Here is a 19,426-nt window from a genome sequence, read left to right on the forward strand (position 1 = left end):
CTTGCGACGGCGGATTGTGGTTTGATCAACAACGGTCATAGCAGCCTCTTAAAACGATTTAATGCAGCGTTACGGTTAATTCTGCCTTGAGTAAAACGTTTTAATGCGCGACCTTGCGAGGAAAGGTCTGCTCGATGATAGAACGAGCAGATTGATGAAAGTCAGGGCAGCAGATGGATAACACAGCGGGCAAGCGACCAACCGTCAAGGATGTGGCTCGGCTTGCCGGGGTGTCGCAGGGGACCGTATCCAACGCGCTATCAGGGATGCGGGGTGTCGATCCCGAAACGCGGCAACGGATCGATCAGGCCATCGCCACCCTTGGCTATGTCCCCAATCTGGCCGCGCGGCGGATGCGCACGGGCCTGACCAACACGATCGCCGTGATGACCTCGATGCCTGCCGCCGTATCGGCGGGCTCGTCCCGCCTGGGGTTCCTGATGGAGATCGCGGCCTCAGCGGCGATCCATGCGCTGGACTACAATTCCGCACTGGTGCTGGTGCCGCCGGTTGCCGATCCGGCGGTGGCCCTTCGCCATGTCGCCATGGACGGCGCCATCGTGATTGAGCCGCAGCGCGACGATGCCTTTCTGTCGCTCTTGAAACACCGCGGCGTGCCGGTTGTAGTGATTGGCGAGCCACCGGCGAGCCATCCGTCAGGAGGTGACCTGCCCTGGGTAGATTTGCATTACACCCGGACAGCTGAGTTGCTGCTATCGCATCTGCTTGAACAGGGGGCACGACGGATTGCTCTGATCCTCGGCACGTCGTCGCGTGCTTCGCAGAGCACGACCGAGGTCATTTATCAGGCATGGATGCTTCTGCGCGGCATCCCGCCCTGCGTGATCAGGGTGCCGGAAACCGAAGGCGAGGAGGGGGCCTATCAAGCAACCCGTTATCTATTAACGAACAACCCGGACGTTGACGCAATCTTTGTCCCCGTTGATGCGTTTGCCACCGGCGCCATGCGTGCGCTTCGTGACGAGGGTCGCACCGTTCCCGACGATGTCCGCGTCGTGACCCGTTATGATGGCCTGAGGGCCAGAGAAGAACGCCCCGCGCTGACCGCCATTGATCTGCATCTGGATCAGGTTGCGGCGCTGGCCACGAGGCTGCTAATGGACTTGATCGCTGGAAAGGAGATCCAGCAAGTCACCGAAGGCCCATTGCCATCGCTGGTCGCGCGGGGATCGTCGCAAGACTAAGAGCATATTACATAAAAATCCCTGCAGACCCGGGTTCGTGTAATTTATTCCTGTCCGGGATCGGCACAAAGGGCGGAAAGCGGCCTGACGGCGGCGCGGCGAGGCAGATGCAGCAAGATCGGAAAAGCAGCCGCTCGTGCGGACTGCGTGAGCCTACCACCCTCAAATCCGATGCGGTGTGTCAGCAGTCCGTCACTACCACGCGCAGTTTCTGCGACCACTCTGCATAATCCGCGCGTGTGGCAGAGAGATGACTGCCAAGGTTGAGGCGATGGTTGGGTTTGTAAATTTGTTTAAATATTCAGTAATTTTCAGAGCAGCGTGCAGAGCGGTCGTGCAGGCGGTCCTTCTCGTGGCTTCTCTATCCCATCCAGAATGCTGGGTTATGGGCGGATCAGATATGTGGTGACGTGAAGCATTGTAGTGCCCCACGTCACATAGGATCAGTCTCCAGGCGTCAGTGCTATGACGTGATGCGCTGCGCGCTCGACAGCTTCTCTGGAGTATACCAAGGGAGCATAGTCGCCTGCAGCCCACAACGGAGCGAGATCGCGGTAATGGGCGCTCATCGGGTCACCGGACTGGCCAGGAGTGTTGATGAACCTGCTTTCGTCCCAGTTACCGACGTCCAGAACCATTCTGAACGATGCACCCGAGGTGACCTCGAAAGCATCGTTGTAGCTTGCAGCACGGGGGCTGAAGGCAGACCCGCCCATGGATAGCGGTCCGACATTCAACTGGCTGCTCAAGCCCCCCGGCGAAAGCGAAGCGACCGAACTGGTGAAGACGCCTTTGTGCAAATCACCCCAACGCCATTCTGCCACGTCCTGCCCAAGAAGCTCGGTTGTTTCCGCAACGGCGTTACTCAGCGCCTGAGACAGGATCTCATCGCGTGCTGCGTCAGGTTCCGTGCCCAGGCGGTCATCTGGCTGTTCCAGCAGATCGACCACCGTCGTGATTGCACCGCGACCTAGCAGCGTCGATAGATCGTCTCCCAGAAGACGTGGACCCGCGACTTTGACAAGGTGTTTGCTGAGCATCACTTCGGCCACTGCGGCCGCCGCACTGTCGGCGGAGGTAACCCCATCCCAGTTCTGGATAAGGTCCAGTGCCTGGTTGTCGGACGATGATGCGGTTTCGGGCAAGCTCAGCCCTTGCATCAGGGCCACCACCCGGCGCTGCATCATACTGTGATCGTCGTTCTGCAGCGCCATGGAGCCGGCCAGCGTCATCTGGTCGTCTTCCGACAGCACCTCGGCAATACGGTTATACCGGGAAGGATCAGACCACTCGAAGCCGACCTTGTAATCCTCATAGGGATAATCCTCCGGCAGATTCATCTCATTGGCCGTCGCGAACCAGCCCTTTTCGGGATTGTAGGAGGAGGGCAGCTTGTCGCGCTCGAGAAAGTCCCATTCGTATCGCCCGTCGCCAGGAACGGGGAGAAGGCCGTCCCAGTTCTCGCGAAGTGGTGAGATCGCACCGACGATCCACCCGATATTGCCGTCCGTGTCGGCATAGACCTGGTTTTCGGATGGTGTCGAGAACCGTTCCATTGCGCTGGAAAACTCGTCCCAGTTCTGCGCACCCATGTAGTCGACCGAACCAAAATAGGCGGAGGTGCCGGGCTCGAACCAGACGCTGCGGAAGGCATATGCGCGGTTGTTATCTGCATCGACCTTGAGGATCGGACCGTGACGGGTGAACCGCAGTTCGATATCCACGGGCTCGCCATCCCGGACATTCACTGTATCGGACATGACATCCATGTCGACCCATTCGTCCCGATAGCGATACTGGTCCGGATTGTCCGGATTAAGCTCGTAGACATAGATGTCTTCCTGATCGACGGCAAAGATTGTCAGGCCAAAACCGATCTTGCCATTGTGACCGATCGAAACGCCAGGAAGTGCCGGTTCGCCCGCGCCGATGACCGACATGCTGGGCGAATTCAAATGCACAACATACCGCAGCGAAGGCACACCGTGGGCGCGGTGTGGATCGTTGGCGAGGATCGGCCGTCCGGTCGCCGTTCGGGACGGAGCAACCGTCCAGTTGTTCGAACCGATTTCCTGAACATTGGCCGCCGTGGTCCGCAGGAAAGTCGCCGGATCCAGCCGGGTTTCCTGATCGCCCGAGCTTTCGTTGTTTTCGTGGGTCTCCGGAGCAGCAGAATCAGGATCAGCAGGTTCCAGCGCGTTTGGTGCGGACCCAGCGTCCACGTCGGTTTCAGTGCCCAAGGCGGGAACCGGTTCAGTTTGCGAGGCCGCATCCGGCGCCTCGAATGTCACATTCCTGGTGGCGAGCGTATAATCTGCCAGCACGTCTTCCGGGATCGTGCAGGGATCAAGGCCCTCGGGAATGGACGGGGTCCATTCGGGCTCCAGCTTCTGGCGCAGCCGGTCAGCTTCGATACCTTCTTCGCAGGCTATCCGCGCCCGAGATACTTCGGAACTGGCGTTGCGGGTCAGACCGTGACTGCGGATCCGAACCACATCCTCAGGAGACCAAAGCGCCGGCTCCGAGCCTGTCAGGTCGAACTCGACCGGCGTGGGCAGATCGCCATCCAACACCTGTTGGACATATGCATTGACCCCCTCCGAAAAAGCCTCTGCACTCGACCGGCCGTTGGGGCCGTAGGCGGCCCACTCCTCCTCCATATCGCCGCGATACAAGAACAGGCGGGCCGCTCTGTCCTGATCGACGAAGCTTTCGCCGAAACTTTCGGAGAGTTGCCCCAATCCTCGCTTTCGCCAAAGGTCGATCTGCCACAGCCGATCACGCGCGGCATTGTAGCCTTGGAGGAATATCGCGTCGCGGTCTGTGCCGGCATAGATGTGAGGCACCCCCCATTGATCGATGATGATCTCTGCGGGCTGCTCCAGTCCCGCCACGCCGCGCGTCTCCTGAGTGACAGCCGATGCGAACTCGGCATGAGCCGGCACCATGGTCATTGCTGAAACAGTGGCTGACAAAACGAAAAGAGTTTTTCTCTTCGACATCTGCATTCCTCCCTTTTCCCGATACAAGTCTGCCTCGATTCGCTACTCACGCGAAGCTATAATTTGCACGATCTGCAAATTGATAGTTCAGGACCTTGGCTGCGTCGTGCTGGTGCTCATCCCGATCCCGCCAAAGGAACCGGAGCCTATGCCCTCCCGGGGAAGCCACGAAAATGCGGTGCTATCCAAGGGTGATGCTGCAAATAGCGGCGCTCGAAGTCCTCGATTTCTTTGCTGTATTCCAGTGTCTCTGACAGCTCGTCCATCCCCAGCAAAAGCCGTCGCCGGGCGTTGGCATCAATGTCGAAAGCAAAGCCCTTTTTCTGCCCCCAGGAGATCGTCTGAGCTTTCAGATCAGCAGTCACCGCTTCCCCCGGAGCAACTGACAAATATGCAGTAAGAGCGCTGTGCTCTGCATCGCCGCAGACAACGGTCAACAACCCATTCCGCATCGCGTTGTTGCGGAAGATGTCGGCAAAGCTTCTAGCGACGACGCATCGGATGCCATGATCAACCAAGGCGTAGACTGCGGCCTCACGCGACGAGCCGCAGCCAAAATTTGCGCCAGTGATCAGAAGCATCGGCGGCACTGACAGATGGTTCAGAGCCATATCGCCACGCTTGCTGCCGTCGGCATGGTGGCGCAAGTCGAATAGCAGTTGTTCCCCGTATCCCTCGGTTCGGCTTCGCTTCATGAAGCGCGCGGGGATCAGTTGATCGGTATCGATGTTGTCCATGGGCAGCGCCACGCCGGGCCCGGTTTCCGTGACGAACGGTGTCATGCGCGCGCCTCCCGCATGATAGTGTGTTGCGCCATGTCTGCGAGTGTCAGGTCACGCACATCTGTGACATGGCCCATCACTGCTGCCGCCGCGACCATCGCGGGGCTCATCAGGTGCGTCCGGGCCCCGGGCCCCTGGCGCCCGCGAAAGTTGCGGTTCGATGTCGAGGCGCAATGCTCTCCCGGGGCCACCTGATCACCATTCATTCCGACGCAAAGTGAGCAGCCTGACGACCCCCATTCGGCGCCCGCCGCTCGGAAGAGATCGGCGATGCCGGCGGCTTCGGCCTGCGCCGCAATCGCCTCCGAGCCAGGCGAGACAAGCAGGGGCACGCGGACCTGTCGTCCTTTTAGCACTGCGGCGGCGTCCAGAAGGTCAGACCAGCGCCCATTGGTGCAAGATCCGATGAACGCGCGCTGCACGTTAATCTGAGCGATGGGCATCCCGGCGTGAAGACCCATGTAGTCCAAAGCATCTGTTTGGCCCTCAGGAACGACCCCGGTAACCGGCGCGACATGTTCGGGGCTCGTGCCCCAAGTCACCATGGGTGCGACCTGATGAGCGTCCATATCCAACACATGATCGTAAACTGCGCCAGGGTCCGACCGCAGGCCGCGCCATTGATCCACCGCTGCTGACCACGCTCGACCCGACGGAGCCATTGGCCGCCCGTCGATCCAAGCGAAGGTGACCTCGTCGGGTGGCACGATGCCCGAGCGGGCGCCCATCTCGATGGTCATGTTGCAAAGGGTCATCCGCCCTTCCATGGACAGAGCCGAAATCGCGTCCCCACCGTATTCAACAGCATGGCCCGTGGCCCCGCCCGTCCCGATCTGACCGATGATGTGCAGTGCGAGGTCTTTCGCGGTCACGGCAGGGGGCAGGTGGCCGTTCACGTTGATACGCATCATGCGCGGCGGTGTTTGCCACAGGGCTTGGGTTGCCAGCACATGCGCCACCTCGGATGCTCCAATCCCAAACGCAAAGGCGCCGAACGCACCGTGTGTGGCAGTATGGCTGTCGCCACAGACTATGATGGTCCCCGGTAGCGTCAGCCCCTGCTCCGGCATCGCGACGTGGACGATCCCGCGACGTGAGTCGCCGAGTCCGAAGCTGGTCACGCCGTGATGCTTGGTATTACGGGCCAAACGATCAATCATCGTAACCGTGGCCTCGGTCGCGCGTTCTGGTCGGCTTGGGGCATAGTGGTCGGCCACCCCGAAGGTCAGTTCCGGATGGCGGATTGCCCGCCCGGAAGCTGCGATCTTGTCGAAGGCGTGGTGCGACCCCTCGTGCAGCAGGTGGCGGTCCACAAACAGCAGATCGGCGCCCTTTGCGGAAGTAATTCGGTGGGTATCCCAGATTTTCTGGACGATGGTGCGCGGGGCATTCACTCTGAAGACGCCTTTTTTTGAGCGGTTCGGGCGCGACCGCGACGGGCGCCAAGCTGCGACAGGATGACCGAGCCCGCCAGCAACAGCAGCAGGAACAGCGTGATAGGTCGACCGAGTAGAAACGACAGCTCCCCGCCCGAGATCTGCCAACTGCGCACCAACTCACCCTCTGCCATGGGACCGACAAGCAGGCCGACCACGACGGCCGTTACCGGATAGCCATAGCGGCGCATGACCCACCCCAAGGCCCCGGCGCCCGCGACAGTCATCGGACCCACAACCGAGCCTGTGATGGCGTAAGCCCCCATCATCGAGATGGCGATGACATAGGGGATCAGGTAGCGCAGCGGCGCTTTGACGATGGAGCTGGCAAAAAAGACGAAGGCGATACCTATCACCAGCAACAGGATGGCCTGCACCATGTTGCCAAGGATGATCGCATAGACGACGTCGGTGCTCTCGGAGATGAAGCGCGGCCCTCCCGTGACATTGTGCATGGCAAACGCGCCCAGCAGGATCGCTGTGCCTGCGCCACCAGGAAGGCCCAAGGCAAGCAGCGTTACCATCCCACCGCCTTCCGAGGATGAATTGGCGGCCTCGGACGCGATCACGCCATCCGGGTTGCCTAGCCCGAAGCTGTCGGGATCGCCCGAGGATCGCTTCGCCGTAGCATAGGAGGCAAGGTTGGCGACACTGGCGCCGACGCCTGGAATGATCCCGATGATCGTGCCCAAGGCCGACCCTCGAAGGACGGCAGGCCAGCGCCGGAAGGTGTCCTTCACGCCTTGCAGGATCGGCCGCATCTCCAGCTTGCGCAGGCGTTTGTCGGTGACGATGTAGTCTCGCCCCGCCATGTTGATCAGTTCCGATGCAGCAAACAGGCCGATCAGGGCCGGGATTGCCGGGATACCATCCAGCAAATACATGCTGCCGAATGTGCCCCGCATCAGTCCGGTATCCGAATAACCGACGGTCGAGATGAGAATACCCAGGATCCCCGCCGCAAGACCTTTGGCGAAGCTGGAATCGTTCAAAACGGCAATCAGCAGCAAACCCCAGATCGCGATCACCAGCATCTCGGTTGGGCCCAGCTTAAGCACCCAGCCGGCCACAGGACCGACGATCAACAATAGGACAACATATCCAAAGAACGTGCCAATCACCGAAGCGGCCAGGCCGACACCCAACGCTTCACCATGACGACCCTGCTGTGCCATTGGATAGCCGTCGAAGGCCGTGGCCACCGCGCTGGATGTGCCGGGAATGTTCATCAGGATGGCGGGGATTGCCCCGCCAAATCCGCCGCCGGTGAAGATCGCCGAGAGGAACAGAATGGCCGGCAGGAAGTCCATATAGAGCGTTGCAGGCAGAAACACGGCCATGGCGATCGAGATCGACAGCCCGGGGATCGCGCCGAAAATCAGACCAATCACGATGCCCGGCGGAACGACCAGCCAAGCCATGATATCGCCCCCGAGCAACTGCAAGGCGCCCGAGAAGGCCGCAAGGTCAAGCATGGCGAGCCCCTTTCATCAAAAAATTGACAGTGGCAATCTGACCATCAGCAGGCCGTGAAAAACCCAGACCATCAGCGCCGTGCCAGCAATGGCATTCAGGACTATCAACCAGACCCGGCGCTCTCCCTGGATCAGCAGGGCAAGGGCGAGGAATATGACGGTGCCACCATCGAAGCCCAGAAATGGCAGGGAGAGCGCATAGGCCCCGATCAGGATCAGAAGGGTAACGGGCTTCCCCGCGGGATCAGTAAGAAACTGAACTCTACGGCCGGACTGACGGACGAGGCTTTTGCCGTCTACGATTGCAGCCCAAAGTAATGCAGCGACGCCGATGATCGTGGCAGGGATGATGAGCAGCCAATCGCCAGCATTCCGCGCGGTGCCGAGAATCGTCCACGCGTAACCCGCCATGGCCGCTGCCGCGACCAGGGCGAAGACAACAGCTCCGGCTCGCGGTGGGATCCCGTAGGCCAGTTCGGGGGATTTCGCGACCGGCTCCTTTTCCACCTTTGTATCCACCTCGCTGCCCGCCCTGATACTATTCGAGGACGTCGGCATAGGTGCTCAGGGCTTCGAAAGCTTCGTCGATCATCGCTTGGCTGTCTTCGGGGCCCACCCAGTCGTATCCCAAGCCGGACGCTTGTGCTGCCTCGGCATATTCCGGACTTTCGACGACCTGGCGATAGGCCGTCACCAGCGTCTCATAGCGGTCAGGGTGTTCCTCGGCGAAAGCAGCAGGGATCATCAGGCCGGTGACGTTGCCACCGATGATCGGCTGCGGCTCTGCCCCCATCTCGGCCAGTGCGTCATTCATCAGCGGCGCCCCCAGATCGTCAGGGTCTGATCCGTTGACGACTGCCAGCACCCGCAGGCTCTCCATGACGCTGCTTGCGCCCTCTGCGGCCAGCACCTCGAAATCGACCTGGTTGCCCGCAAGCGCCGCCCGAAGCGGTGAACCACCGTCATAGGTCACGAAGCGAACGTTTTCATGGGGAATGTCCAGTGCATCCATGATCACCAAAGTCTGCAGGTGCCCACCATTCGCGTAGATGATCCCAGAAGAGACCGTGCCCGGCTCTTTCATGGCCTCCGTCAGCTCAGCAAAGGTCTGATACGGGCTGTCCTTGTGAACCGCCACAATACCATAGTCATTCCATTGCGCATTCAGGAGGCGGAAGTCGTCCCACTGGACTGGCGCACCGCCCATCAGGATCGCATTCGCCAGATACGGCGTCGCTTGCATAAGCAGCAGTGTGTTTCCGTCAGGCTCTCCCCGCGACACATAGGTGGCGCCCAACCCTCCAGCGCCTCCCGGCCTGTTCTCGACCACCACCGGCTGCCCAAGTGCCTTGGACAGTGGATCAGCCAGCGTGCGGGCCATGCGGTCCGCGCTGCCACCCGCGTCGAAGGGCACGACGATCGTAATCGGTCCATCCGGCCAATCTGCCGCAAGTGCCGGTTGGCCCAGAACACCCAAAGCCGTCGCGAACCCTGCGACCAGTGTTGCGGTGCCAATGAACTTGCGTCGTGAAACGCCTGTCAGATCGTGCATGTCATCCTCCCCTGGAACTCAGATCGATCTGGCCCCTCCCGGCTGATCGACGTCCTCAAAGCAACATGGTCCTATTGTCATGTCAACATAACATTTCAGCTTTTATCGCATCGCGACGCAGGCTATCAATGCACCAGGGTCGAGGGAGGACTGCGAAAATGGCCAGGGATGACGGGCATTCGGTGAGCCAGACCTCGGTGTTGCCCAAGCATCATCAGGTCTATTTGGTGCTTCGGCAGCAAATCGCGGACGGCGTCTGGACTGCAGATGAGCCGATGCCCGCCGAGGTTCAATTGGCGGACATATTCGGAGTTTCCCGGATCACAATCCGCAAGGCGATGGAGCGATTGACGTCCGAAGGCAGCGTGCAACGCAGTCGGGGCCGGGGAACATTTGCAAGGATAGGATCCGTCGGATCGCCGGTCGGGGCCTCGTTGTCAGGAAATTTCGAAAACCTCATGGCGCTCGGCCTCAAGACGCGGGTGTCGGTCATTGACCTGCGTTTCGTGAACGCCCCTCCCGAGATCGCGGCGCCGATGGAGATCGAACCCGGCACACGTGTCCAACGCGCCGTGCGGCTGCGCAGCCTTGAAGGCCGGCCCTTCAGTCACCTGACAACCTGGCTGCCAGCCGATATCGGTGAGGCGATCACGCAGGACGATCTCGAACGCACATCGCTGCTGCGTTTGATCGAAGGCACGGGACATCGCGTTCACAGCGCCCGGCAAACCATTTCTGCCTGCCTTGCGGCCCCGGATGTGGCCCAGATGCTCCTGGTGGAACCCGGAGAAGCGCTGCTTGCGATCCGGCGCACCGTTTTCGACATCGACGGACGTGCAGTGGAACGGATCCATGGTCTGTATCGCCCCGACACTTATGAACATGAAATGAGCTTCGACCGCAGCGCGGACGAGGCCTGCAAAGTTTGGAATACCTGATTTGAAAGGACTCCGGCCATGAGCGGATTGAAACGACTTCTCGGCACGGGCGGTCAGGGCATTCTTGCGCCCGGCGTCTATGACGCCTTCGGGGCACTTCTGGCCCAGCAGGCGGGATTCGAATGTCTCTACCTTTCTGGGGCATCGATTGCCTATACCCGACTTGGCCGGCCCGATGTCGGACTGGTGACCGCATCAGAGGTCGCCGACACCCTGACCCTGATCCGTGATCGCGTGCCGCTTCCGATCATCGTCGACGGCGACACAGGCTTTGGTAATGCAATGAACGTGAAGCGCACGGTGCGTTTGTTCGAACGCGCGGGGGCATCTGGACTGCAGCTCGAAGACCAAGGCTTTCCGAAGCGCTGTGGGCATCTCAGGGGCAAAACGCTGGTGCCGACTCTGGAAATGGTTGGAAAGATACGGGCCGCCTGCGACGCGCGGGGTTCCTCGGAACTCCAGATCATCGCCCGCACCGACGCGATCGCCGTAGAAGGCTTCGATGCCGCGCTCGATCGGGGTGAGGCATATCTGGAGGCTGGTGCCGACGTCCTGTTCATTGAAGCGCCACGATCGCTGGAAGAACAGGATCGCATCGCTGAGCGGTTCGCTGCGCGTATCCCGCTCTTGGCTAATATGGTAGAAGGCGGCGACACGCCGATCAACGACGCGGACACTCTGCACACCAAAGGCTTTCGGATCGTGATTTTCCCGGGAGGCCTTGCCAGAGCTGCGCTGCGCCAGATGCAGGGCTATTTTGCAAGCTTGCTCAAGCATCGCTCAAATGCGCCATTTTCCGACAGAATGGCAGACTTTGATGAGTTGAACAGAGCAATAGGTTTACCCGAACTCATTCAAGATTCGGCCAGATATTGAACATGCGTGGGTTGGCTGGCTTTACATGGGATTGGCTGGCGAGAGGCGTAGCGGGATTAGAGGAGTTGCGATCAATTTTGCTATCAGATGAAGCAATGCCTGGATCGCGATAAGTTTGAATGAGGGGGGCCGACGAAAGGCTGGACGGGTCAACTGCTGGCGCACGCTCCCTCAAGATCGATGCGCGCTTTGGCGCTAGGCCCGTAAGACCATCCGTTCGGAAGCGCTGACGCCGGACGCGCGCTTGGCCCACCATCCAAAGGCTTCGTTCCCACTGGTCGGTCAAACGCAGCATCAACCAGTCGGCATGCTGCGCCATGTCTAAATGTCAACTATGGGGAGGAATACGCTGTCCCGCGGTAGGTGCTAGCAGTCTGCAAAGGGCCGTGTGCCACTTTGGATCGATGCTGCTATCAGCGATGCGCCAGATACTCCGCTGAAGCATAGCCCGACACACTGGGCCTGTCTGTCAGGAATACCCGGCACCAGACCCTGCCGTTGTTCGGGACGCAATTCTGCCGGGTGAGGCGCGTGCCGTCGGGCAGGCCGATGATCACGTCATGTTCGAGGCCCGGACCCTTGCGGAGCTTCAGCAAGTCGTCAGGCCCCGCGCCTTGGGCGACAGCACCCGAACCAACCGCGCATCCGGTGGCGACAGTGAGAGCGAGAAGAGCGGCAAAAGGGCTTCGCATGATCGAACCTTCATTGTTTTCTATTCTTCTACGACATGATCGGACATGATTACAGCCGCTCGCAGCGATCGCATTGCAAAGCAGGTGCCGTTTTCTTACCTTACTTGTCATCATGACTGGAGACAGACTCGACATGGACTTGAACCTCGCCACCACCGCCCTTTCGGTTTCGCTGCGAGAAGTTCTGCCTCATGTCATCATCCGTCACCCTGTCCGGCCTGTCCTGGCTCACGCCTGAAGGCTCTCCGCTCTTCATCGACGTCGATCTGACCTTCGGGCCTGAGCGCACCGGCCTCGTCGGCCGCAACGGCAGCGGCAAGAGCACACTGCTGCGCCTGATCGCGGGCGAGTTCCTTTCCGCAGCCGGCCAAGAGCTGGTCGCGGGCACGCTCGCCGTGATGCGGCAGGATGCGGTGCAGCAGCCGGACGACATCATCGCTGACCTCTTCGGAATTGGGCCGGCGCTCGAGGTCCTGGCGCGGGCCGAGGCGGGGCTTGCCGACGTGTCAGAGTTGGCAGAAGTGGATTGGTCGCTACCTGCTCGCGTGGATGCCGCCCTTTTGCGGCTTGGTCTGTCCGCAGATCCGCAGGCGCCGCTGAAGAAGCTGTCGGGCGGTCAGCGCAGCCGCGCTGCTCTCGCCGCTCTTGCCTTCCGGCAGCCCGACATCCTGCTCTTGGACGAGCCGACCAACAACCTGGATCGGGATGGCCGAGCCGCCGTGATCGATCTGCTGCGGGGCTGGTCCGGAACCGCGATCGTCGCAAGCCATGACCGCGAGCTTCTGGAGGAGATGGACGCCGTCGTCGAACTGACGTCGCTGAAGGCCAGCCGCTACGGCGGCAATTACAGCGCGTATCGTCAGCGCAAGACGGCTGAACTCGATGCGGCTTCCCATGACCTCGCCCATGCCGAGCGGACCAGCAAGGAAGCCGCCCGTCGTGCCCAGGCTGCCGCCGAACGCAAGGCCCGCAAGGACGGCGCCGGGGATCGGGCACGGGCCCAGGGCGGTCAGCCGAAGATCCTGCTGGATGCGGCGAAGGGCCGGGCCGAGGCCTCGGGAGGTGCAGGCGCCCGCCTGCGGGAAGCGAGGCGGAAAGCCGCCGAAGAGGCGCTGGCGACCGCACGCAAGAAGATCGAGATCCTGCAGCCGCTGCGCATGGCGCTGCCGCCGACGAACCTTGCACGGGGGAATACCGTGCTGCGGCTCGACGGGATCACCGGCGGCTACGACCGGGCGCGCCCCATCATCTACGACCTGACGCTGGTTATGGAAGGTCCCGAGCGCCTGGTCATCAGCAGCGCGAACGGCAGCGGTAAATCCACGCTGCTGAAGATGATCACCGGGCAGATCATCCCACAGTCGGGCCGGGTGTCGCTTGAAGTGTCGTGGGCCTTGCTCGACCAGCATCAGAGCCTTCTGCAGCCGAAGGACAGCCTGCACGAGAACTTCCTGCGCCTCAACCCCGGCCGCGACCGGCATCAGGCTCATGAGGCCCTAGCGCGGTTCGGTTTCCGCGCCGCCGACGCGTTGCGGCGCGCCGGCGAGTTGAGCGGCGGAGAGCGACTGCGCGCCGGGCTGGCCTGCGCTCTGGGCGCCACGCCCCCGCCGATGCTCTTGATCCTTGACGAGCCGACGAACCACCTGGACCTGGACGGGATCGCGGCACTGGAGGCTGCCTTGGCCACCTATGACGGGGCCGTGCTTGCTGTCAGCCACGACGAAGCCTTCTTCGCTTCGCTGAAACCCGACCGGAGGCTCGTCCTAGAGACCGGCGGGTCCGCGGCGATCCTGCAGATCAGTGCATGATAACGCCCGGACATCCTTGGGCGAGCCCATGACGATGTAGGAGGTGATGGCATTGACGTGGGACCGCGTGCCCAACACCTCCGTGTGGAAACGCTTGTAGTCGGCCAGGCTCGCGCATTCGACGCGAAGAAGATCTTCGCAGGCCCCTGCGATGTTGTGGCATTCAGCCACCTCGGGGGTGATGCTCATGGCACGCTCGAACCCCTCCTGTGCCGCCTTGGAGTGCGAAGAGAGGCCGACCATCACATAGACGGCGAAGCCGCGCCCGGTCTGCTCCGGATCGGTCCGGACGCCGTAGCCCCGGATGACCCCGGTCTTCTCCAGCTCCACCACCCGGCGCAGGCAGGCCGAGGGCGAGAGGTTCACGCACTCGGCCAATTGCACGTTCCTGACGCGCGCATTGCGCGCCAGCTCACGCAATATTTTCCGGTCGATTTGGTCCATTTCCACCATTCGTTGCGCCCGGGCTTCTCCTCGATCAACATTCGACGAAACATTGCGCGGGGCAAGCCCTAGAGTGGCAGACGTCAATCCTGCCTAGGGACAGACCATGACCTCCGCCATCCTCGCCGCTCTTCTGGGCTTTGCCTTCGTCACCACGGTGACGCCGGGTCCGAACAACCTGATGCTGATGGCCTCCGGGGCGAATTTCGGCTTCCGTCGGACGGTGCCGCACATGCTGGGGATCGCCGGGGGCGTCTCGCTGATGGCTCTCCTGGTAGGGCTGGGGCTGATGGCGCTGTTCGAGGCCGTGCCGGTGCTAAGCGGCATTCTCAAGGTCGTCTCGGTCCTCTACCTTCTGTGGCTGGCCTACAAGATCGCCACGGCAGCGCCTATCGAGGCGCGGGACGCCAAGGCACGGCCCATGACCCTGATGCAGGCGGCCGCGTTCCAGTGGGTAAACCCCAAGGCCTGGGCCATGTGCCTGTCGGCGATCACGATCTACGCCCCGGACCGGACGCTGCTGTCGGTCGCGATCGTCGCCGGGGCCTTCGCGCTGGTATCCCTGCCGGCGATCTCGGTCTGGGCATGGCTCGGGACGATCATCCGGCAGTGGCTCTCCAGCCCGCGTAGGCTTAAGGTCTTCAACCTTACCATGGCGGCACTGCTGGTTGCATCGATGTTTCCGCTGCTGGTATGACGTTGCTGCTCCGCGCAAAGCGGACAGGACCCATGCGACTTCGCTGCATGCCGCATCAACGTCCGGTTCGGGAGTCGGCACCGCAGCATCTAGCGAGGGTCGACCGACCGCTACGGGCCGACCGGCACGGAAGGTGCCGGTCGATAGGAGGGCTAAAGGTCGATCCCCTCTGACAGTGACAGTGCGTCCTCAATGTCGACGCCAAGGTAGCGGACAGTGCTGTCCATTTTCGTATGGCCCAGCAGCAGTTGCACCGCCCGAAGGTTGCCCGTCTTCTTGTAGATCTGCGCCACCTTCGTCCGCCTCATCGAATGGGTGCCGTAGGCTCTCGGCTCCATACCCAAAGATATGACCCACCCCCGGACGATCCGCGCATACTGCCGCGTCGACAGGTGTGGGCTGCCGTGGATCCGGCTCGGCCAAAGGAACTCGAGGCCGATCATTTCGGGGTCCAGGATCCAGCACTCCAAGGACTGGCGCGTGACCTCGGTGATCTCGAACCGGACCGGCTTGCCCGTCTTGCTCTGGATCATCGAGGCACGTTCTTTGACGCGCCCGGCTGCGAAGACATCCCGGACGCGAAGGGCGACCAAGTCGCACCCGCGCAACTTGCTGTCGACTGCCATGTTGAAAAGCGCAAGGTCACGGGCGTTGCCCGCCATTTCAAGCCGGACGCGGATTGACCAGACATGCCGCGGCAGGAGCGGGCGCTTCTGCCCGATAATGCGGCCCTTGTTCCAGGCGACGCGGGCAGATCGAAGGGCGGGGAGAAGATCGACGGACATGAGAACGCCTCCTGTCCACCTGGCCCACCCTTCTTCGGTCACGCCGACCAAGAGAGGATACCACAGTTGAGGCATCGAGTCGTGGCGCTCGGGCGGAAAGCAGACCTACGCCGTGGATCATTGCTGCCGCAGTATTTAGCAAGAGCGGACACTTGTCCGTGACGCAGTATCTTCGGCAACCTGCCTCTGGAAAAAGCAATGCTGCGCATGCTGGAAGATTGTTATCATAGTCCAGCTTTTGTCGGCGGAAGGGCCGTCGCGCTTTTCCGAACTGGAACGTCAGGTCGAAGGGGCGAGCCAAAAGATGCTGATCCACCAGCTCAAGAAGTTTAAAAAGGACGGTATCGTCACCACGACGCTCTACCCGCAGGTCTCCCACGGGTAGAGTATGCATCGAGCGAAATGGGTAAGGCCCTCGGCCTTTCGATCGAAGTGCGGAGAGACTCAGTGTATTTGCGAAAGCAAGCACGGGCCAATGCGAGCTGACAAATGTAACCTTATCGAACTGAAGATGCGGCTCCTTGTGGGGGAAACCGCACCGCAGAGAATATCACTCGGCCAGTTCGCGCATAACCTTGATCAGATCTGACTTGCCCTCAAAGCCGATCCCCGGAATGTCCGGCATGACAATATGCCCTTCTTCGACCTTCACGCCATCGGGAAAGCCGCCATAGGGCTGGAACAGGTCCGGATAACTTTCGTTCCCCCCCAGGCCCAGACCCGCCGCAATGTTGAGCGACATCTGGTGGCCACCGTGCGGAATGCAGCGCGATGGCGACCATCCGAGTTGATCCAGAACGTCGAGCGTGCGCAGATATTCCACCAGCCCATAAGACAGCGCGCAGTCGAACTGCAGCCAGTCCCGATCTGGGCGCATGCCGCCGTGACGGATCAAGTTGCGGGCATCCTGATGCGAGAACAGGTTCTCGCCAGTGGCCATCGGACCCGGATAGAACTCTGCCATGGCGGCCTGAAGCTGGTAGTCCAGCGGGTCGCCGATCTCTTCATACCAGAACAGTGGATAGTCCCGCAGCATCTTGGCGTATGCAATCGCGGTCTCCAAATCGAACCGCCCGTTGGCATCGACGGCAAGCTGCGCCTCGCTACCGATCTCGGTCAGAACAGCCTCAATCCGACGCTGATCCTCGGCGATGGAGGCGCCGCCGATCTTCATCTTGACCACGTTGTAGCCCCGGTCAAGATAGCTGCGCATTTCCTTGCACAGGGCGCTGTCGTCCTTGCCGGGATAGTAATAGCCGCCCGCCGCATAGACGAACACGCGCGGGTCTGCCTCGCGACCCTTAATCTCTGCCAAATGTCTGAACAGTGGTTTTCCAGCAATCTTCGCGACCGCGTCCCAAACCGCCATGTCGAGGGTTCCAACTGCGACCGACCGTTCCCCATGGCCGCCGGGCTTTTCGTTCGTCATCATCGCCGCCCAGATCCGGGTCGGGTCAAGATTGTCACCGGCATCGGTGACGAGGCTTGCCGGATCGGCCTCCAGAATCCGGTCGCGGAACCGTTCGCGGATCAGGCCGCCCTGACCATAGCGCCCGTTGGAGTTGAAGCCGTAACCGACGACGCGCCGCCCGTCGCGAACGACATCGGTGACGACCGCGACCAGACTGGCCGTCATCTTGCTGAAGTCGATATAGGCGTTGCGGATGGGCGATGAGATCGGCTTGGTCACTTCGCAGACATCGATGATACGCATGAGATCGGTCCTTGTGCCGGGAATGAACGTCGGCTTACGCGCCGGAGCGGATCGGCGCCAATGCCAATGTGGCACCGTTCTGTGCCGATCCGGCATGGCCGAATCAGATGTTTTGGCCACATGGCCTTGCCATTGAGATATGCCTGTCGGATCATGATGCCGAAACAGCATGGCTTCTACATGGACACGACATGGCTGGCCGATCTGAAGGCTCTCTCCGAGACGCTGAATTTCTCACGCGCGGCGCAGATCAGGAACATCACGCAACCCGCCTTCGGTCGGCGCATCCGGGCGCTGGAGGCATGGTGCGGTGTCAGTCTGGTCGAGCGGGGCAGTCACCGTCTGTCACTGACCCCCGCAGGCACCGTAATGCTGGACGCTGCGGGCGACGTGCTTCGGCGTCTGGACCGCGCCCGCGACGACATCGATCAGGCGCGCACCGCAACGCTGACCTTCGCCGCTACGCATGCTTTGTCCTTCACCTTCTTTCCCGCCTGGATCAAGGGCCTTGGGACGGGCGCCGCGACCCAGCCCATGCGGCTTTTGTCGGACAACATGATCCGCTGCGAACGGATGATGCAGGCGGGCGAGGCACAGTTCTTGCTGTGCCACCATCACGTTGCCAGCCCGACCTGCCTGCCCGACGCCGGGTTCGACCATGTCGTGCTGGCGCGTGACCGGCTGGTTCCGGTGACCGGACGTGACGGCGCGGGCCGGCCTCTGCACCGCCTTCCCGGCACGCCCGCCCGCCCGGTGCCGCACATTGCCTTTGAACCCAGTTCCGGGATGGGCCGCATTCTGGCCGCAGCCCTGCCGTCCTGCGACGGGCCACTGCATCTGTCGCCGCTGTTCAGTTCCCATCTGGCGATGGCGGTGAAGGCGCTGGCGATCGAGGGCAAGGGCGTGGGCTGGATCCCCGACAGTCTGGCGCGCGACGAGTTGGGGCCCGGCGGGCGGCTTGCCGGTGGCGGCGATGGCTGGCATGTCGATGTTGATATCGCGCTGTTCCGCCCCAGTGCCCCGCTTGGGGCGCGGGCCGAACGGTTCTGGCAGCAGCTGGGCGAGGCCGCCTCGGTCAGGGCAGCTGCAAATCACCCGAACGCTCTTTGATCCGGTCACGCAGCAGGTCGATGAACATCCGGACCTTGGCCGACAGGTTCAGCCTTTCGGGATAGACGGCCATTATATCGGCCCGCATCACGTGACGCGGCAGCACCACGTCGAGCCGCCCGTCGCTGACATGACGGGCAATGTCCCATTCCGACCTCAGCATGATGCCATGACCTGCCAGCACCCAGGATACGGCGATCTCGCCGTCGTTGGTCGACATGTCGCCGGCCACCCGGACCATGGCGTCATCGCCAAAGCGCCAGACGTCATAGGCGGAATGTTCCTGACGCAGCACGATGCAGGAATGATGGGCCAGATCGGACAGGCGTTTCGGCAGGCCCCGCGCGGCGATGTATTCGGGAGAGGCGATGAGCACCCGGCGGTTGCGCAACAGCAGTGCCATGACATGCCGCGTGGCGGTCGGCTCGCCAAAGCGGATCTGAAGGTCGAACCCGTCTTCGACGATGTTGCAAGGGGCGTCTGTCAGGACCAGCTGGGTCTGCAGGTCGCGATAGCGGGCGGCAAAGGCCGACAAGGCGGGGGCAACATGCTCGCGCCCAAACTGAAATGTCGCGTTTACCCGAAGCAGTCCCTGCGGTGCGCCCCTGCTGGCCGAAATCGCCCCTTCGGCGGTCGCGATCCGGCCGATGATGTCAAGGCAGGCCTGCAGATAGGCCTCGCCCTCGCTGGTCAGGCTCAGCCTTCGGGTGGTGCGGCTGATCAGGCGCACGCCCAGCCTGTCCTCGATCCGGGCCAGCCTGCGGCTGACTGCCGAGGCGGTGACGCCCAGATCCAGCGCGGCCTCGGCCAGGCTGTTGCGCTGACCCACGACCGCAAAGAAGTTCATGTCGCTCTCGCCGACCATGCCCGCCCCATTCGTTCCTTCAGTTCAATAATGAAGTGCGCAACC

At 61.7% G+C, this 19,426-nt stretch carries 18 protein-coding genes; 7 read left to right on the forward strand and 11 right to left on the reverse strand.

Annotated elements, in window-relative coordinates; translation table 11 throughout:
* Window positions 1-173 precede the first annotated feature (173 nt).
* On the forward strand, window positions 174-1,205 hold the full coding sequence (locus tag FA743_RS15745; RefSeq protein ID WP_136887057.1) for a LacI family DNA-binding transcriptional regulator: 1,032 nt from the start codon (window positions 174-176) through the stop codon (window positions 1,203-1,205).
* A 443-nt stretch (window positions 1,206-1,648) separates the two neighbouring features.
* Here FA743_RS15745 and FA743_RS15750 read toward each other — a convergent pair whose 3' ends face one another.
* From FA743_RS15750 to FA743_RS15775, 6 genes are all read right to left on the reverse strand, one after another.
* Window positions 1,649-4,213 (reverse strand): penicillin acylase family protein, encoded by a 2,565-nt coding sequence (locus FA743_RS15750; protein WP_136887058.1) that lies wholly within the window; start codon window positions 4,211-4,213, stop codon window positions 1,649-1,651.
* 140 nt (window positions 4,214-4,353) lie between these two features.
* Window positions 4,354-4,989 (reverse strand): 3-isopropylmalate dehydratase small subunit, encoded by a 636-nt coding sequence (gene leuD, locus FA743_RS15755; protein WP_136887059.1) that lies wholly within the window; start codon window positions 4,987-4,989, stop codon window positions 4,354-4,356.
* Window positions 4,986-6,383 (reverse strand): 3-isopropylmalate dehydratase large subunit, encoded by a 1,398-nt coding sequence (leuC, locus tag FA743_RS15760; protein WP_136887060.1) that lies wholly within the window; start codon window positions 6,381-6,383, stop codon window positions 4,986-4,988. Before leuC ends, leuD begins: the two co-directional genes overlap by 4 nt.
* Window positions 6,380-7,900 carry a tripartite tricarboxylate transporter permease gene (locus FA743_RS15765; RefSeq protein ID WP_136887061.1) on the reverse strand — a complete coding sequence of 507 codons (1,521 nt, stop codon included), beginning with the start codon at window positions 7,898-7,900 and terminating at the stop codon, window positions 6,380-6,382. Before FA743_RS15765 ends, leuC begins: the two co-directional genes overlap by 4 nt.
* Before the next feature lie 15 nt (window positions 7,901-7,915).
* Window positions 7,916-8,407, reverse strand: a complete 492-nt coding sequence (locus tag FA743_RS15770) for a tripartite tricarboxylate transporter TctB family protein (protein WP_169308913.1) — start codon at window positions 8,405-8,407, stop codon at window positions 7,916-7,918.
* 31 nt (window positions 8,408-8,438) lie between these two features.
* Window positions 8,439-9,452, reverse strand: coding sequence for a Bug family tripartite tricarboxylate transporter substrate binding protein (locus tag FA743_RS15775; RefSeq protein ID WP_136887063.1), 1,014 nt, complete (start codon window positions 9,450-9,452; stop codon window positions 8,439-8,441).
* Window positions 9,453-9,610: 158 nt separating this feature from the next.
* Here FA743_RS15775 and FA743_RS15780 point away from each other — a divergent pair, with 158 nt between their 5' ends.
* Both FA743_RS15780 and FA743_RS15785 read left to right on the forward strand, forming a co-directional pair.
* Complete coding sequence (locus FA743_RS15780) at window positions 9,611-10,390, forward strand: GntR family transcriptional regulator (protein ID WP_169308914.1); 780 nt, start codon at window positions 9,611-9,613, stop codon at window positions 10,388-10,390.
* Between the two features lie 18 nt (window positions 10,391-10,408).
* Window positions 10,409-11,266, forward strand: a complete 858-nt coding sequence (locus FA743_RS15785; protein WP_136887065.1) for an isocitrate lyase/PEP mutase family protein — start codon at window positions 10,409-10,411, stop codon at window positions 11,264-11,266.
* Between the two features lie 413 nt (window positions 11,267-11,679).
* On the opposite strand, the gene FA743_RS15790 is transcribed toward FA743_RS15785, so the two are convergent.
* Complete coding sequence (locus FA743_RS15790) at window positions 11,680-11,958, reverse strand: SH3 domain-containing protein (RefSeq protein ID WP_136887066.1); 279 nt, start codon at window positions 11,956-11,958, stop codon at window positions 11,680-11,682.
* Between the two features lie 191 nt (window positions 11,959-12,149).
* Here FA743_RS15790 and FA743_RS15795 point away from each other — a divergent pair, with 191 nt between their 5' ends.
* Window positions 12,150-13,766: an ABC-F family ATP-binding cassette domain-containing protein gene (locus FA743_RS15795; RefSeq protein ID WP_136887067.1), complete on the forward strand. Its 1,617-nt coding sequence runs from the start codon at window positions 12,150-12,152 to the stop codon at window positions 13,764-13,766.
* On the opposite strand, the gene FA743_RS15800 is transcribed toward FA743_RS15795, so the two are convergent.
* Complete coding sequence (locus tag FA743_RS15800) at window positions 13,722-14,219, reverse strand: Lrp/AsnC family transcriptional regulator (RefSeq protein ID WP_136887068.1); 498 nt, start codon at window positions 14,217-14,219, stop codon at window positions 13,722-13,724. The two genes, FA743_RS15795 and FA743_RS15800, sit on opposite strands and share 45 nt — an antisense overlap.
* 97 nt (window positions 14,220-14,316) lie before the next feature.
* On the opposite strand from FA743_RS15800, the gene FA743_RS15805 reads away from it, so the two are divergent.
* A complete protein-coding gene (locus FA743_RS15805; protein ID WP_136887069.1) occupies window positions 14,317-14,907 on the forward strand; it encodes a LysE family translocator in 591 nt (196 codons plus the stop codon).
* Window positions 14,908-15,059: 152 nt separating this feature from the next.
* Here the strand turns inward: FA743_RS15805 and FA743_RS15810 are convergent, their stop codons facing one another.
* Window positions 15,060-15,692, reverse strand: coding sequence for a tyrosine-type recombinase/integrase (locus tag FA743_RS15810; RefSeq protein WP_136887070.1), 633 nt, complete (start codon window positions 15,690-15,692; stop codon window positions 15,060-15,062).
* Window positions 15,693-15,915: 223 nt separating this feature from the next.
* On the opposite strand from FA743_RS15810, the gene FA743_RS20960 reads away from it, so the two are divergent.
* A complete protein-coding gene (locus tag FA743_RS20960; RefSeq protein ID WP_425467199.1) occupies window positions 15,916-16,077 on the forward strand; it encodes a winged helix-turn-helix transcriptional regulator in 162 nt (53 codons plus the stop codon).
* A 165-nt stretch (window positions 16,078-16,242) separates the two neighbouring features.
* Here FA743_RS20960 and FA743_RS15820 read toward each other — a convergent pair whose 3' ends face one another.
* Window positions 16,243-17,406 (reverse strand): mandelate racemase/muconate lactonizing enzyme family protein, encoded by a 1,164-nt coding sequence (locus FA743_RS15820; RefSeq protein ID WP_136887071.1) that lies wholly within the window; start codon window positions 17,404-17,406, stop codon window positions 16,243-16,245.
* 156 nt (window positions 17,407-17,562) lie between these two features.
* On the opposite strand from FA743_RS15820, the gene FA743_RS15825 reads away from it, so the two are divergent.
* Window positions 17,563-18,516 carry a LysR family transcriptional regulator gene (locus FA743_RS15825; protein ID WP_211242294.1) on the forward strand — a complete coding sequence of 318 codons (954 nt, stop codon included), beginning with the start codon at window positions 17,563-17,565 and terminating at the stop codon, window positions 18,514-18,516.
* Here FA743_RS15825 and FA743_RS15830 read toward each other — a convergent pair.
* Window positions 18,482-19,381 (reverse strand): LysR family transcriptional regulator, encoded by a 900-nt coding sequence (locus FA743_RS15830; protein WP_136887072.1) that lies wholly within the window; start codon window positions 19,379-19,381, stop codon window positions 18,482-18,484. The two genes, FA743_RS15825 and FA743_RS15830, sit on opposite strands and share 35 nt — an antisense overlap.
* Between the last annotated feature and the right edge of the window lie 45 nt (window positions 19,382-19,426).

The sequence above is a fragment of the Paracoccus gahaiensis genome (genome assembly GCF_005048225.1).
GTDB lineage: Bacteria > Pseudomonadota > Alphaproteobacteria > Rhodobacterales > Rhodobacteraceae > Paracoccus > Paracoccus gahaiensis.

Bases quoted from the DNA above. Each gene is read 5' to 3' on its own strand.
- FA743_RS15790 (WP_136887066.1), bottom strand. From the start codon at position 11,958: ATGCGAAGCCCTTTTGCCGCTCTTCTCGCTCTCACTGTCGCCACCGGA.
- FA743_RS15750 (WP_136887058.1), bottom strand. From the start codon at position 4,213: ATGCAGATGTCGAAGAGAAAAACTCTTTTCGTTTTGTCAGCCACTGTT.
- leuD (WP_136887059.1), bottom strand. From the start codon at position 4,989: ATGACACCGTTCGTCACGGAAACCGGGCCCGGCGTGGCGCTGCCCATG.
- FA743_RS15775 (WP_136887063.1), bottom strand. From the start codon at position 9,452: ATGCACGATCTGACAGGCGTTTCACGACGCAAGTTCATTGGCACCGCA.
- FA743_RS15810 (WP_136887070.1), bottom strand. From the start codon at position 15,692: ATGTCCGTCGATCTTCTCCCCGCCCTTCGATCTGCCCGCGTCGCCTGG.
- FA743_RS15825 (WP_211242294.1), top strand. From the start codon at position 17,563: ATGCCGAAACAGCATGGCTTCTACATGGACACGACATGGCTGGCCGAT.
- FA743_RS15765 (WP_136887061.1), bottom strand. From the start codon at position 7,900: ATGCTTGACCTTGCGGCCTTCTCGGGCGCCTTGCAGTTGCTCGGGGGC.
- FA743_RS15830 (WP_136887072.1), bottom strand. From the start codon at position 19,381: ATGGTCGGCGAGAGCGACATGAACTTCTTTGCGGTCGTGGGTCAGCGC.
- FA743_RS15780 (WP_169308914.1), top strand. From the start codon at position 9,611: ATGGCCAGGGATGACGGGCATTCGGTGAGCCAGACCTCGGTGTTGCCC.
- FA743_RS15800 (WP_136887068.1), bottom strand. From the start codon at position 14,219: ATGGTGGAAATGGACCAAATCGACCGGAAAATATTGCGTGAGCTGGCG.
- FA743_RS15795 (WP_136887067.1), top strand. From the start codon at position 12,150: ATGTCATCATCCGTCACCCTGTCCGGCCTGTCCTGGCTCACGCCTGAA.
- FA743_RS15820 (WP_136887071.1), bottom strand. From the start codon at position 17,406: ATGCGTATCATCGATGTCTGCGAAGTGACCAAGCCGATCTCATCGCCC.
- FA743_RS15805 (WP_136887069.1), top strand. From the start codon at position 14,317: ATGACCTCCGCCATCCTCGCCGCTCTTCTGGGCTTTGCCTTCGTCACC.
- FA743_RS15745 (WP_136887057.1), top strand. From the start codon at position 174: ATGGATAACACAGCGGGCAAGCGACCAACCGTCAAGGATGTGGCTCGG.
- FA743_RS15785 (WP_136887065.1), top strand. From the start codon at position 10,409: ATGAGCGGATTGAAACGACTTCTCGGCACGGGCGGTCAGGGCATTCTT.